This is a genomic window from Rossellomorea marisflavi (assembly GCF_022170785.1).
Lineage (GTDB): Bacteria > Bacillota > Bacilli > Bacillales > Bacillaceae_B > Rossellomorea > Rossellomorea marisflavi_B.
The window spans coordinates 2417148-2431414 of sequence record NZ_CP081870.1 but is presented as its reverse complement, the minus strand read 5'-3'; the positions used below and the strand labels follow the sequence as shown (position 1 = coordinate 2431414).

The window sequence follows — 14267 nt, the reverse complement described above, 5'->3', positions numbered from 1 at the left end:
TAATAGAAGTCATCTTCTCTTCCTGCTCCGCAAGAAAGTAAACAACACATAGAGCGATATGCCGCCGATGGCAATCGCGGCCAACGGTTTGATGTACCGTACGCCAATCACTTCGATGTGCTGCCAGTGTGTACCGAGCTGCATGCCGACAAGCAGGAACAGGAGCGTCCAAGGAAACATGGCGGCAAAGGTATACAAACAGAAAGAAGAGAGGGACATCCTCGACATCCCAGCCGGTATACTGATGGCATGCCGGACAACAGGAATGAATCTGGCAGTGAAAACGACAAAGGTACCGTGTTTTTCAAACCATTTCTCCGCGGCCTCGATATGCTTGGGTGGCATGAGAAGGAATTTTCCATATCGATCAAAAAACGGGCGACCGCCATAGCGGCCGAGCCAGTATAAGAATACCTGAGCTAGGGTCCCTCCGATCATCCCGCTCAGCATGGCCCCCACAAGACTGATCTGTCCTTCATGAACAAGGTAGCCTGCATAGCCGAGCACAAGCTCGCTTGGGATCACTTCCACCATGAGGGCCCCCGCCACCCCGATATACCCCCAGTCACCAAGTGTGGATAAGAGCTGAAGGATCCAATCCGTATCCATGGTCATGCACCTCCTAAAGGACTCCTGTAAACTGCAGAATTAATATAGCGATACCTAAAGCCCAAACATAGTAGGAGAAAACCTTCAATGATCGTTTCTTGAGAAAATTGATCATCCCGACGATGGCGAAGTACCCGAAGAGCCCGGCACTCAATGTTCCGATGAGGAGACTTGTGAAGCTGATGGCTTCGACGTGTCCACTGAAGAGGTCTTTCCCTTGAAGGACGATGCCCCCGAGTATTGCCGGAGTAGAGAGGAGGAAAGAAAAATAAGCGGCAGTCTCCCGGTCCAGCTTCCTGATGAGCCCCGCAGCAATGGTAAGCCCCGAACGGCTCAGGGCCGGAAAGATGGCGGCAGCCTGAAAGCTCCCGATCACCAGGGCATCGGTATAGGTGAGGTCCTGCAGTTTCTTGTACCCGCCTTTCACATTGTCAGCGAAATACATGATGAAGCCTGTCGCAAGGAATTCCCACCCGATGGTGACACCATTTTTGGAGATACTGTCAAAAAAATCCTTGAACAACAGTCCGATGATGACAGCCGGTATCGTGCCGATTACGAGGATCAATGATAATTTTGAAAATGGATGCCTGATCATGTGGAGAAGCTCTTTTTGATACACCACAAGGACTGCAATGAGCGTGCCGATATGGAGCATTGTATCGAGAAATAGCCCGGCTTCCTCCAGGCCGAAGGCGAGCCTCCCGAGATAAAGATGACCCGTGCTCGAAATGGGCAGGAATTCTGTCAACCCCTGGATGATCCCGAGAATGAATGCTTCTAATTTACTCAACACAAGACCGCCTTTCTTTTCCAATGGTATGGACAAACCCATTCACTTCACTTATATTCAAAAAGAGTCTAATCTATGAAAGTTTTCCATTCTGTGAAACTTTTTGATTGACTCATGCGTACATATATAGGAACTTATTATTTTTTTATGGAGGAATGAGAACTTATGGAAAGACCTATGCCCACCAGTGACGAAAAATTGATGGCCATGCTCATCTATTTGACAAGCTTCTTCACAACCTTCATCGGCCCCTTGATCATCTGGCTGATGAAGAGGGAGGACTCGGAATTCGTGGATTTCCACGGTAAGGAATACCTCAACTTCCTTATCTCTTATACGATTTACAGTATCGTAGCAAGTCTGTTGATGCTCATCCTCATCGGATTTGTCCTTCTTCCGGTGGTAGGAATCTTGGCGTTCATCTTTACCATCTTGGCAGCCGTTAAATCATACGGCGGAGAAACATATCGAATCCCAACTGTCATCCGTTTCATAAAGTGAGTCGAAAGCCCCTGTTTCTGCAGGGGCTTTTTTCTTTATTCATTGACAAATTTACCCTGAGATTGATAACTTTATAGAATCCACTAGGAGAAAACATGCTCCAGCCGGCACAGCCGGGGAACAGGGGGAAAGCATTGACAAGACTGGACAATAAAGACCGGTTGCTTCAATTAAGGCAGATCTTGAGCGAAGAGACAGATGAAGAAAGGGAGAAGACCCTGGATGACCTTATCCACCGCTTCAAGCAGCAATACGGTCCCGATGTGAAGTTGAATAAGCATTCACTTAAAGATGATATGGAGCATCTGATCCAGAACGGGTTTGATATCACCGTGAATCAGGAAAAAGAAGGGATGCCGAAGTATTACAGCCATCAGTATCGCCTCTTCGAACTGTACGAGCTTCGCATGCTCATCGATGCGGTCGTATCGGCGAAATTCATTTCGAAAAAAGAAACCCGTCAGCTGACAGGGAAAATTCGCCGACTGACAAGCGTCCATCAGGGGAAGAAGCTTCAAAATGAAATTCAGATCGATTCGTCGATCAAAAGCGAGAATCCCTATATTCGCCTTGCGATACATAAAATCCATGAAGCCATCGAACAAAGGAGGGTCATCACCTTTCAGTATGGGCGGTACGATGTGGAAAAGAAATTCCAGCTTAGCCATGAAGGGCGGGTCTACCGCGTGAAACCTTACGCCCTCGCATGGGCGAATGATTTTTACTATTTGATTGCTTATTATTTTGAAGCTGGAGAAATCCGTCATTACCGGGTCGACAGGCTTCAGAACGTGATGGAGACGGATGAAACCTTTCCGTATGAATCGTTCGATGTTTCAAGTTATACCCAGTCGACCTTCCATATGTTTGCAGGGGATGAAGAATGGATCAAGATCCGCTGCCGCAATAATTTGATCAATGTGATCATCGATAAGTTCGGCAAGGATATTTCGACTACGAGGGACGGGGAAGACCATTTCATCCTTACAACCAAAGCCAGGATAAGTGACGGCCTGGTGAACTGGATCCTTGGCTTTGGCTCCAATGTGAAGGTCCTGTCACCGGACACCCTTCAGGACACCGTGAAAGAAGAGGTGGAAAACCTTCACCGTCTATATGACCATGACTCGTGAGCCGAGGGACCGGGCAGGGGTACTCTTGATCGAGGAGGGATGCATCGCCCTGATCGAACGCATAAAGGATGGCCGAATCTACTATGTTATCCCCGGCGGCGGGATCGAACCTGATGAAACCCCGATGGAAGCTGCATGTAGGGAAGCACATGAGGAGCTTGGGGTAACGGTTTCATCCATACAGCCATGTATGATGTTCGAGCAAAAAGGTGTCCATCATTATTTTCTTGTGGGAAAATATGAAGGGACGTTCGGAACAGGGAGAGGGGACGAGTTTACAGGAAATCTAAGAGGGAGCTATAGGCCCGTCTGGATGTCGCTTGATGAAGCGGTGTCTACGACCCTGTACCCCGAGCAAGTGGAATCGTTTTTAGTGAATCGGTAAGGAGGAAACATCATGAAGATCAACGGAGGACTTGTATTGGAAGGTGGGGGCATGCGGGGGATCTATACCGCAGGTGCCCTTGAATACTTCCTTGAGCAGGGAGTGGACTTTCCTTATGTGATCGGGGTATCGGCCGGGGCATGCAACGCGGCATCGTACCTATCGAGACAAAAAGGCAGAAATCGCAAGGTCAATGTCGATTTCATCCGTGACCCCCGCTATTTGTCCTGGAGAAATTACTGGAAGAACGGAGAGCTTTTCGGGATGGACTATGTTTTCGAGGAAATCCCCCGAAGGATCGTGCCGTTCGATTTCGATGCGTTCGCCTCAAATGAGAGTGAATTCGTGATCGGGACGACCAACTGTGAAACAGGAAAACCCCAGTATTTCCGAAGAAGCGACTATGGGGAGGAGCTCCTCACAGCGATCAGGGCATCCAGTTCCCTCCCGTTTGTTGCCCCCATTGTGAATTTTTCCGGTCACGAACTACTTGATGGCGGCATCAGCGATCCAGTGCCTTTCCAACAGGCGGAAAGGGATGGATATAAGAAGAATGTGGTGATTTTGACGAGGAACCGAGGATATATGAAAAAGCCGTCACGGTTCTCCTATTTCGTGAAGCGGAAATATCCGCAGTATCCCAATTTGTACAATGCGCTGAAAAACCGGTATCTCCATTACAACCAAACGATTGCTGAACTCGAGGAAAAAGAGCGTAGGGGGGAAGTCATCATCATCCAGCCCCAAGAACCCCTCCAAGTAAGCAGGATTGAGAAAAACCCTGCTAAACTGGATGCTCTTTACCAACAGGGGTATCGAGACGCAGAATCACAGCTGAACCGGATCTTATCATGGACATAAGAAGCTTATTCATAGGAAATCCGAATTCATTTGCCTAAATGCAATTGAGTTCGGTTTTTTTTGTTAAATGGCCATTTAAATCCAACTGCTTCTAGCGGTTCTGGAGTGCAATGAAGATTCCAGCGGGAAGAGTAGCGGATGTGAGACTCCTAAGGCTTACGTGCTAAAAGGGGAAAGTGAAGTCCTGAAAGGAACATCGTGAGTGGCAATAAGAACCTATACGGATTTTGTTCGTCCTCAAATGCTCCCTTTTTGTTTTGTCCCAAGTTCTTTCCTGTTCTGTATATGAGGGATGGTTCATAGCATAGTAGAGATTCCTGCTTGAAAGGACGGGCTTAAATGAATCTCTATCAAATCTACAAGAACGAGCAGTATACCCTCCTTTTCAGGGGAACGATGTACTTCCTTGTGGGTGTCGGTATGCTCCTCGTCATACATGACCTTTTCTATTTTCCCCTTTTGATTTTCATACCGGCCTGTTCCAATCTGTATCTTTCGCTCAGTATGAACAGGGAGCTTAGGAAAGCGTACCGGATCTGGTTCCGCGAGCTGCCGGTATCAAGCAGCACCCTGATCGGAGTATCAACGAAGGAAGGGTATTTTTATGTGAAAACCAACGGGTGGGTGAAGTATGCCGTTCACCGGCAGCAGCCGCTCAGCTCAAGAAAAGAATATACCTTTTTCAGGGAGAATAAAGATCCCATTTCTATTCTAAAGGGGAAGCGGGTCCTGAACATGGATCACCCCGTTGAAAAACGGTTCATTTTAAAATATGCCAGCCGGACCGCCCTTGAGTGGAGGAGCCTCGAAAATGATAAAATCCTGATTTATAAGGGTGCCGAGAAGTGGATATTAAACTACAATGGCGTAAATATATTTGCCATCCAAAATGGGATTCTCCCGGGGCACCTCCATTCCATTTTCGATGCCCACCACACCTTGATTACGCTATTTGAATCCTACTCAGATGAATTGGACTGGTTATTTTCCTTTCTTTGGCATCTCGATCTGGAGTTTTATATTACTCCTTGAAAGGATCATATACTTGAAAAAGAACGTACGTTCGTATATAATCAGTTCATACTAGGTAGAATGGAGTGGGCTTATGGACTACTTGATGAGGAAGGCAATCGAAGAAGGGACACCATTGAAAATCATCTATATCGATCGTCAATCGCGGCTGAGCGAGAGGATCATAACCATTGAGGCCATAACCCCCACACATGTTCGTGCCTACTGTTATACAAAGCGGGCACTCAGGATGTTCAGTCGTGAGAATATCCTTTCGGCCGAGATGATCCGGGATAGGAAATATGGCGCATGAGTGGGACGGTACCTGTTTCTAGTTCGAATGATACTTTGCAGGATCGGCAAAAAACTCAAAGCTTGACAATCAATTTGGATTGAGGCGATAATCAGTACATAATCGAATAGGTTTCCTTCGGGGCAGGGTGGAATTCCCTACCGGCGGTGATGAGCGAATGCTCTCAGTCCGTGACCCGGCTAATGGTTATTAGACGGTGGATTTGGTGAAACTCCAAAGCCGACAGTGAAAGTCTGGATGGGAGAAGGAACGGCAAGTATGTATCTCTGATTTTTTAAACAATCAGGATAGATGCTTTATTTCGTCATGCCAAACTTCCCCCAAGACTTCGTTCTTGGGGTTTTTTTATGAATGAATCAGGAGGTGAAAGATCAAATTGGAACCTAATGAATACATGAAGCTTGCCCTTCAGTTGGCAAGGTCCGCTCAAGGCCAGACTTCACCAAACCCCGTCGTGGGAGCGGTGGTTGTCAAAGATGGCCGCATTGTTGGCACCGGAGCGCATCTCAAGGCGGGCGGCCCCCATGCAGAGGTCCATGCAATCAGGGAGGCGGGTGATAAAGCCGAAGGGGCAGATATTTACGTGACCCTGGAGCCTTGTTCCCATCACGGACGTACGCCTCCGTGTGCAAACCTGATCATCGAGAGCGGGATCAAGCGCGTCTTCATTGCTTGCAAGGATCCCAATCCCCTTGTAGGAGGGAAGGGAATCGAGCTGCTGAAGCAAGCGGGTATCGATGTCTTCCTCGGCATGGGAGAATCTGAAGCCCTTGAGCTCAATAAGCATTTTTTCCACTTCATCCGGACAGGCACACCCTATGTGACACTGAAGTCTGCCGTGACATTGGACGGCAGGACTGCTTCTTCGTCCGGAGACAGTAAATGGATCACAACAGAACAATCAAGACTGGACGTCCACTATGATCGTCACCGGCATGACGCGATATTAGTTGGAGTCAACACCATCATTCAAGATAATCCGCACCTGACCACCCGTTTGCCCCAAGGTGGAAAAAACCCCATTCGACTTATCGTGGATACGCACCTGCGTACCCCGATTCATTCCCATATCATTCAAGATCGTCAAAGCCCGACCATCCTCATCACAGGATGCGAGGTGCCTGAGTCCCGTAAACAGGCATACATTCAGGAGGGATGTGAAATACTCTCCCTATCAGGCCCAACCATTACCATGAAAGAACTTGTTGCTGAACTTGGTAAAAAATCGTTTGTATCGGTTTATGTAGAGGGTGGCAGCAGCATTCACGGAAGCTTCCTTCAGGAGGAAGCCTTCCAGGAGCTCATCCTTTATATGGCTCCGAAACTACTCGGAGGACGGGACTCGTTCCCAAGCTTCGGTGGAGAGGGCTTCCCATCCATAGCCGAAGGTCTCCCCGTGGAAATCAAAAGCGTTGAAACAATCGGTAAAGATATGAAGATTACCGTGGTACCCCAGGAAAGGAAGGAAGATTGAGCATGTTCACAGGAATCATTGAAGAAATAGGCAGTGTCAAAGGAGTCCGCTCATCCGCCTCTTCCATGGAGCTGAAGCTTGCTGCAGGAAAGGTCCTGCGTGATGTGGCAATCGGAGATAGTATATCGGTGAACGGAGTATGCCTGACGGTCACCACATTTTCAAAGGATGAGTTTACTGCAGATGTGATGCCGGAGACCTTCAAAGGGACGTCCCTCAGAAATCTTAAAACGGGAACAAAGGTCAATCTTGAGCGCGCCATGGCGGCAGGAGGCAGGTTCGACGGCCATTTCGTCAACGGACACGTGGACGCAGTGGGTACGATCAAAAGTCTCCAGGAATTGGAGAATGCACTCTACGTCACCATCAACATTCCTTCTGAACTTTCTGTGTTTTTTGTCCAGAAGGGATCAGTCGCCATCGACGGTACGTCTCTGACCGTATTCGGCATCACAGACGATTCCATCACGGTCTCGCTTATTCCGCAAACGAAGGAAGATACGGTCCTCGGATCCAAGAAGATCGGTGACGAGGTCAACATCGAATGTGACATGATGGCCAAGTATATTCACCGGTTCTTCACAAAGAAAACTGAAACAACAGCTAAGAAAAGCTTGAGCTATGACTTCCTATCGGATCATGGCTTCGCTGACTAACCAGGGAGGGAATAGGATGTTCAACACAATCGAAGAAGCCATCCGCGATCTCCGCGAAGGTAAACCCGTCATCGTCATCGATGATGAGAATCGGGAAAATGAAGGGGATTTCATCGCCCTTGCTGAAGGTGTCACGCCGGAGGTCATTAATTTCATGGCCAGGGAAGGGCGGGGGTTGATCTGCACGCCCGTAGATGAGGAGATTGCCGGTCGACTCCATTTGAATCAGATGACGTCAACCAATACAGATCACCACGGGACAGCGTTTACGATCAGCGTGGATCATGCTTCCGCCAAGACTGGGATCAGCGCATTCGAACGCGCCCACACCATCAAGGAATTAGTGAATCCTCTCTCGAAACCGGATGATTTTAAGCGCCCGGGGCATGTGTTCCCACTTGTATCAAAACCAGGTGGCGTGTTGAAGAGGGCGGGACATACGGAAGCAGCCGTCGATCTCGCCCGCTTGGCAGGCTCGACACCCGCAGGGGTGATCTGTGAAATCATGAACGAGGATGGCAGTATGGCAAGGGTTCCCGACCTGAAGATCCTGGCTGAAAAGTGGGGACTTTCCTTCATCACGATCGAAGAGCTCATCCGGTTCCGAAGGAAAGAGGACAAGCTGATCAATCGTGAGGTGGAAATCAATCTGCCGACTGATTTCGGTGATTTCAAGGCGATCGGGTATACAGAAGTCCTCACGGGTAAAGAGCATGTCGCCCTCATAAAAGGGGAATGGACCGAAGAAGAGGAAATCCTTGTCAGGGTTCACTCGGAATGCCTCACAGGAGATGTATTCGGGTCCAACCGCTGTGACTGTGGTCCCCAGCTGGCAACGGCACTGACCCAAATAGAACATGAAGGGAAAGGGATCCTGTTGTACATGAGACAGGAAGGACGCGGAATCGGACTGATCAATAAGCTGAAAGCCTATAAGCTGCAGGAAGAAGGCTATGACACCGTGGAAGCGAATCATAAGCTCGGCTTCGATGCCGATCTGAGGGAATATGGAATCGGTGCCCAGATCCTGAGGGATCTCGGGGTGAAGAAAATGAAATTGCTGACCAATAATCCCAGGAAAATCGCGGGGATCAAAGGCTATGGTCTCACCATTTCCGAGCGGGTTGCGATTCAGCTCCCCTTCAAGGAAGCGAATGAAAAATATCTAAAAACAAAACAAGCTAAGCTAGGGCACTTATTAAAATTCTAATCATACCAATGGAGGTAAACATCATGACAAAAACTTTTGAAGGAAATCTTGTAGGTACAGGCCTGAAAGTAGCCATCGTCGTTTCGCGTTTCAACGAATTCATCACATCCAAACTCCTGGGGGGTGCAGAGGATGCGCTCAAACGCCATGGTGTCGAAGAGGCGGACGTTTCAGTCACATGGGTGCCGGGAGCATTTGAAATTCCAATGATCGCAAAGAAACTTGCCCGTACAGGAAACTATGATGCCGTCATCACCCTTGGTACGGTTATCCGTGGTGCGACACCGCACTTCGAATATGTGAGCGGGGAAGTGGCGAAAGGCGTTGCAAATCTCGGGATGCAGGAGGAAATCCCTGTTATCTTCGGAGTATTGACAACCGATACGATCGAGCAGGCCATCGAGCGTGCTGGAACGAAAGCAGGGAATAAAGGCTGGGAAGCGGCTGTTTCAGCAATCGAAATGGCGAACCTGATCCGTTCCATCGAACAAGGATGACTATTGGCAAGGCACTCTTTATCTGCTAAAATTAAGTCTTGTGGCTCCCCGGAGTATTCCGGGTGACGCGGGTAGGGAGAGGGCAGTTTTATAGGAAGATTGTATGAAAGCATTTGAACATGTGTTTAAGTTTAAAGCGCATGGCACTTCGCTGAAACAGGAAATGCTTGCAGGGTCGGTTGGCTATTTCACCATCGTGTACATCATCGCCGTTAACGCCCTGATTCTTTCTGAAGCTGGTATACCATTTGAAGGAGCCGTATTGGCGACGATCCTGGCGTCATTCGTCGGTTGTCTCGTCATGGCGTTCTGGGCGAATGCTCCTATCCTTCTTGTACCAGGCATGGGAATCAATGCGATGTTTACGTTCACGCTTGTGAAATCCTCTGGCCTCAGCTGGCAGGAAGCACTCGGTGTGGTCCTGATATCAGGGATCCTTTTCATGGTCATTGCGTTTACGCGTCTTTCGGGCGTACTGTCGCGGGCCATACCCCAGGTGCTGAAAGAGGCCATTACGGTCGGCCTCGGAATGTTCCTTATGTTCATCGGCCTTGAAAAGGGCGGGATCATCCAGAGGGGTGAGAGCTCGATCATCACGATCGGGGACTTCAGTGATTGGAAGGTTATTGCAACCATCCTCACATTACTTCTCACGCTGTTCCTTTTCATCCGGAATGTGAAGGGTCAATTCCTTTGGAGCATCGCTTTCGGAACCATCCTTGGACTGGTGCTGGGAATAGAGCCGTCTACGGCATCCTCTACATTCCATTGGAGTGAGTATGGTGATGTCTTCGGACAGATTTCGTTCAAAGCGATCGTGGATATCCCGTTTTGGATTGCCGTGTTTTCCATGACGATGGTCCTCGTATTCGAGAATATTGGGCTTGTCAGCGGACATACGGCCATGATCGGGCAGGAGCATAAGTATCCTAGAGCGTTTCAGGCCAATGCATTCTCAGCGTTGACGTCCGGTATCTTCGGCACAAGCCCCACCGTTTCTACGGTGGAAAGCGCTGCTGCCATGACCGCCGGAGGGCGCACGGGGATGACCTCATTCACCACTGGCGTCCTGTTCCTTGCTTCGGTTTTGTTCATTCCTTACCTGAAGTGGATTCCCGATCATGCGATAGCGCCGATCCTCATCGTGATCGGAGGCGTGATGATCCAGAATATCCGACATATGGACCTGGGCGATCTGACGGAAGCCCTTCCTGCGATCTTCATCATCGTCATGATCCCATTCACCTACAGCATTGCTGACGGGATTGCATTCGGATTCGTTCTTTATCCGATCCTGAAGGTGGCAACGGGTAAGGCAAAGGAAGTGTCTTTGACGCTATATATCATTGCGGTATTGTTCCTCCTGAATTTCATCGTCCATGCAATTCATTAGGAAAAAACAAGCACGTGCGTCTATCGCACGTGCTTGTTTTTTTTTGAACAGGCTAACCAGTTACCAAACCGGTTTATACTCTCCAGGAGTCAGGAATCTTCTTTGAGGTTTGATATACCGTTTCAGCTCTACCATGAGGAGTCTTTGGAGGGATTTTGTCTGAACCTGGCCGGCGATATCGGCAGGGAAAGGGAAAACTCCGATGTCGTTGAACTTCACACGGTACCGGCCTTCATGGACCAGCTCTTTTTCTTGATTGAATACCTTTGCCAACACATGGACGTGCCTGGATTCGTTCCCATCAAGCGCCTCGTCCACTTTTTGCACCTGAAAGCGGAAGCTGTACTCCTCCTTCATGCCCATTCCTCCTATCAGATCGGCTTTTATCTATGATTGCACATCGGGCACGTTTATGGCAATCTAGTACTATTATGATTTTATGGATAGCACAACTGGAGGCGGAAAAGAGTGAAAATTGACGTAACGAAGTGCCATGGATCCGGAAATGATTTTCTATTGTTGGATGAAGTCGGAAAGGCTTACGATTTTACCGATGAGGATCGAAAGGCGTTGACCCTCACCCTCTGCAACCGGGAAACAGGCCCGGGAGCGGATGGGATCTTATTTGTCCTTGAAAGCGACAGATGTGATGCCATGATGAGAGTCTTCAATTCCGATGGATCTGAAGCATCGATGTGTGGCAATGGCCTGCGCTGTGTCGGACGTTATGTGTGTGAAAAGATCGGGAAGGACGACATCATGGTGGAAACGTTAAAAGCAGATCTCCACGTATCCAAAGAGGAAGACCTTTATGATGGGATCCCTACGTACAATGTCGAGATTTCCCCGGTCCTTTTTGATTTATCGTCCCTTCCGATGAATGGGCACGGGGAGAAGCTGATTGACGAGAAAGTGGAAGGTCTTCGGACTGAAAGAGCTTTTACTGCACTGGCCGTCCCAAACCCCCATTTGATTGCCGTGGTCGACCGGGATGTGCTCTCAGGAGATGAACAAAAGGACATATCGGAATATCTAAACGGATCGAATCCGATCTGCCCGGATGGAGTGAATGTGAGCTATGTGACCATCATGGATAAGGGGGCAATCTTTGTCAGAACCTATGAGCGGGGCGTTGGATTCACCAATGCATGCGGCACGGCGATGTCGGCTTCCACCCTCGTTACATGCCTTCTCGGATATAACGAGAAAGGAGTTGCGGTGGACGTTTATAATCCCGGTGGAAAAGTAAGGGTTGTCGTCAATGAACGCACCGATGGCTCGTATTTCATGGAGCTGATCGGAAATGCTACATTCATGTACGAAGCGACCATACAGTGGGATCCTGCGTTCCCGGATCGCTATGATTGGGAAGCGAAGAAGGAGCTTGATGAGCATGTTGCGTATCGTCAGTTGGAGGAGCATGCGGCGTCACTTGTGAAAGAAAAGTTTTTCCTGTAAACAGATAAAAGCCGGCATCCGTTCGAAACATGAGCGGCTGCCGGTTTTTTTGGATCATCCATTTGATTGTAAAAAAGTCATCACTTCTTTGAAAGGTTGTTGTTCCCCTGCCTTGTAGTAGTCGAAAAACGGACAGCCGATCTCCCTGAAGCGATTCACGACGGCTTCCATCGTGAAACGGGAAGGGTCAAGGTCAAGATCTACTTCCTCCCAAAGGAGCGGGGTTGAAACGAGACCTTCATTATTACCCCTGACCGAGTAGGGGGCTACAAGTGTCTTGCCTGGTCCATGTTGGACATAGTCGATATAAAGTCGTCCTTTTCGTTCTTTTTTCAATCGTTCCACCGTGAACTCTTCAGGGTGGGTTGAAACGAGGTAGCGGGCTATGAATTCGGTGAAGAGCCGGGTATCATCCCATGTATATCCCCTTGGGATGGGAATATGGAGCTGGAGCCCTTTATTCCCTGAAGTTTTGACGAAGCTCCGCAAGTGGAGGCGATCAAGAATATCTTTCAAGATCAGGGCAGCCTTGACGGCAAGGGGGAATGCCGAGCGATCAGGCGGGTCAAGATCGAAGGCGACTTCGAACACATCCTCCCTTCCCTGGAGCTGAAAGGGAACGTGGAGCTCGAGGGCCAGTTGATTACCAAGCCACATCAACGTATCAATCGTATGGCATAGAGTATAATCAATGGAATCCTCCCTGACCGTTTCCACAAAATCAGGGGCATGTTCTGGCGTGTTCTTTTGGTAAAAAGATTCCCCGAAGATGCCGTGCGGATAACGGATGCAGGTGAGGGCTCGTCCATGTATAAATGGAAGGATGGCGCCTGATACCTTTCGCAAATAATGCAGGTATTCAAGCTTTGATATGCCTTCGAAAATCGGTTTATCAGGGTGGGTGACGGATACGCTCCCTGGAAGACTCAGTTCATCGACCCTGAAGCGCTCCTCGGAACAGGTTTCCGGTGCTTCAGAAAAGAGGAACCGACTGAAATGCGGCTCGCGTAGCCCATCATCGTATCGTTCAAGATAATGAAGTTCTACGGTGATGGAAGGCGAGATGGAAAAGAATGTGCCGTCTTTACCGGTGTGATTCTCCTGGATAATCTGTTTGAGGGACCTCTTTTCCCCAGGGCTCAAACCGAAGTGGAAGGCTCCAAGGGAGATGATTTCGTCCCCTCTATAAACGCCCACATGAAAATAATCGTTGCGGGATTCCCAACCTGTGATGAAGCAAGAACAGGTTTTCCAGTTTTTCACCTTGAGCCAATTGGTGCTTCGGACTCCTTCTTCCCAGGTTCCGTACTTCTTTTTGAATACAAGGCCCTCACCCTCCTGATCGTACACTTCTTTGAAAAGCAAGTGGTGATCGCGCGTACATGGAATCATTTGCAGGAGTTCCCGATGGTGGGGGGAAGGGGATGTGGGAAGACCTGCCCGACAGAATAACGCAAGAAGGATTTCCTTACGCTTTTCGTAGGGAAGATGCTTTGTTTCTTTTGATCCGGAGCGAAGCAGGTCGAAGCACAGGAAAACGGCAGGTCTGATCGAACGTGCCCGCTGTATGTTCCTTTGATTCTTCATTCGTCCCCGCACCTGGAGGGCTTTGAATTCCGACGACAGGGACGTTCGGAGAAGGACGATCTCCCCGTCGAGCATGAGGGGAACCGGGAGCTTACCTTCCTCGATCAGTTCATTGATGTACTTTTCGATTTCAGGGAATTGTGGCAACAGGTTGGTCCCATTCCGGCTTATGAGCTTCATCCTCTCTCGTGTTTCAATCTGGAGGATTCCCCTGAACCCGTCATACTTCACTTCGGAGAGCCATATATCGCCTTCGGGTGGATCCGTCGTCAGTGTTGGCAGCATCGGCTTCATCAGCTATCATCCTTCCTTGATTGGCTTGTTTAGAACGTCCCCGGTAGTATGCCCTGTTTACTCATTTCCAATAGTTCAGGGGGATGAACGAA

At 49.0% G+C, this 14267-nt stretch carries 16 protein-coding genes and 1 riboswitch; of the genes, 12 read left to right on the top strand and 4 right to left on the bottom strand.

All coding sequences use genetic code 11. The annotated features are described in order from the left end of the window. Positions 1 to 9 precede the first annotated feature (9 nt). Together uptA and K6T23_RS12695 are read right to left on the bottom strand one after the other, a co-directional pair. Positions 10 to 609: an undecaprenyl phosphate transporter UptA gene (gene uptA, locus K6T23_RS12700; RefSeq protein ID WP_056536023.1), complete on the bottom strand. Its 600-nt coding sequence runs from the start codon at positions 607 to 609 to the stop codon at positions 10 to 12. A gap of 13 nt (positions 610 to 622) precedes the next feature. Next, positions 623 to 1402, bottom strand: coding sequence for an undecaprenyl-diphosphate phosphatase (locus tag K6T23_RS12695; protein ID WP_079516749.1), 780 nt, complete (start codon positions 1400 to 1402; stop codon positions 623 to 625). Between the two features lie 165 nt (positions 1403 to 1567). Between K6T23_RS12695 and K6T23_RS12690 the strand changes: the two genes are divergently transcribed. The 11 genes from K6T23_RS12690 to K6T23_RS12640 all read left to right on the top strand — a co-directional run bounded on the left by K6T23_RS12690 (position 1568) and on the right by K6T23_RS12640 (position 10836). Continuing rightward, complete coding sequence (locus K6T23_RS12690; protein ID WP_056536027.1) at positions 1568 to 1903, top strand: DUF4870 domain-containing protein; 336 nt, start codon at positions 1568 to 1570, stop codon at positions 1901 to 1903. A gap of 95 nt (positions 1904 to 1998) precedes the next feature. Continuing rightward, positions 1999 to 3036, top strand: a complete 1038-nt coding sequence (locus K6T23_RS12685) for a helix-turn-helix transcriptional regulator (RefSeq protein ID WP_238281271.1) — start codon at positions 1999 to 2001, stop codon at positions 3034 to 3036. Beyond that, positions 3020 to 3421 (top strand): NUDIX hydrolase, encoded by a 402-nt coding sequence (locus tag K6T23_RS12680; protein ID WP_238281269.1) that lies wholly within the window; start codon positions 3020 to 3022, stop codon positions 3419 to 3421. The genes K6T23_RS12685 and K6T23_RS12680 overlap by 17 nt, the downstream gene beginning before the upstream one ends. Positions 3422 to 3433: 12 nt before the next feature. After that, positions 3434 to 4282, top strand: coding sequence for a patatin-like phospholipase family protein (locus K6T23_RS12675; protein ID WP_238281267.1), 849 nt, complete (start codon positions 3434 to 3436; stop codon positions 4280 to 4282). Positions 4283 to 4621: 339 nt separating this feature from the next. Next, positions 4622 to 5314, top strand: a complete 693-nt coding sequence (locus tag K6T23_RS12670) for a hypothetical protein (protein ID WP_238281265.1) — start codon at positions 4622 to 4624, stop codon at positions 5312 to 5314. A 73-nt stretch (positions 5315 to 5387) separates the two neighbouring features. Next, positions 5388 to 5606 carry a hypothetical protein gene (locus K6T23_RS12665; RefSeq protein WP_079516222.1) on the top strand — a complete coding sequence of 73 codons (219 nt, stop codon included), beginning with the start codon at positions 5388 to 5390 and terminating at the stop codon, positions 5604 to 5606. Between the two features lie 109 nt (positions 5607 to 5715). Next, positions 5716 to 5859: riboswitch (FMN riboswitch) on the top strand. Between the two features lie 123 nt (positions 5860 to 5982). Then, positions 5983 to 7080, top strand: coding sequence for a bifunctional diaminohydroxyphosphoribosylaminopyrimidine deaminase/5-amino-6-(5-phosphoribosylamino)uracil reductase RibD (gene ribD / locus K6T23_RS12660; protein ID WP_238281263.1), 1098 nt, complete (start codon positions 5983 to 5985; stop codon positions 7078 to 7080). 2 nt (positions 7081 to 7082) lie between these two features. After that, positions 7083 to 7736, top strand: a complete 654-nt coding sequence (ribE, locus tag K6T23_RS12655; RefSeq protein WP_238281262.1) for a riboflavin synthase — start codon at positions 7083 to 7085, stop codon at positions 7734 to 7736. Positions 7737 to 7752: 16 nt separating this feature from the next. Beyond that, positions 7753 to 8946 (top strand): bifunctional 3,4-dihydroxy-2-butanone-4-phosphate synthase/GTP cyclohydrolase II, encoded by a 1194-nt coding sequence (locus K6T23_RS12650; protein WP_079516220.1) that lies wholly within the window; start codon positions 7753 to 7755, stop codon positions 8944 to 8946. Positions 8947 to 8969: 23 nt separating this feature from the next. After that, positions 8970 to 9443 (top strand): 6,7-dimethyl-8-ribityllumazine synthase, encoded by a 474-nt coding sequence (gene ribH, locus K6T23_RS12645; protein WP_053426849.1) that lies wholly within the window; start codon positions 8970 to 8972, stop codon positions 9441 to 9443. Between the two features lie 103 nt (positions 9444 to 9546). Beyond that, positions 9547 to 10836 carry an NCS2 family permease gene (locus K6T23_RS12640; RefSeq protein ID WP_056536047.1) on the top strand — a complete coding sequence of 430 codons (1290 nt, stop codon included), beginning with the start codon at positions 9547 to 9549 and terminating at the stop codon, positions 10834 to 10836. Positions 10837 to 10896: 60 nt separating this feature from the next. On the opposite strand, the gene K6T23_RS12635 is transcribed toward K6T23_RS12640, so the two are convergent. After that, on the bottom strand, positions 10897 to 11193 hold the full coding sequence (locus K6T23_RS12635) for a hypothetical protein (protein ID WP_053426851.1): 297 nt from the start codon (positions 11191 to 11193) through the stop codon (positions 10897 to 10899). 111 nt (positions 11194 to 11304) lie between these two features. On the opposite strand from K6T23_RS12635, the gene dapF reads away from it, so the two are divergent. Then, on the top strand, positions 11305 to 12294 hold the full coding sequence (gene dapF, locus K6T23_RS12630) for a diaminopimelate epimerase (protein WP_238281260.1): 990 nt from the start codon (positions 11305 to 11307) through the stop codon (positions 12292 to 12294). Positions 12295 to 12348: 54 nt separating this feature from the next. On the opposite strand, the gene ligD is transcribed toward dapF, so the two are convergent. After that, positions 12349 to 14175: a DNA ligase D gene (ligD, locus tag K6T23_RS12625; RefSeq protein ID WP_238281258.1), complete on the bottom strand. Its 1827-nt coding sequence runs from the start codon at positions 14173 to 14175 to the stop codon at positions 12349 to 12351. Between the last annotated feature and the right edge of the window lie 92 nt (positions 14176 to 14267).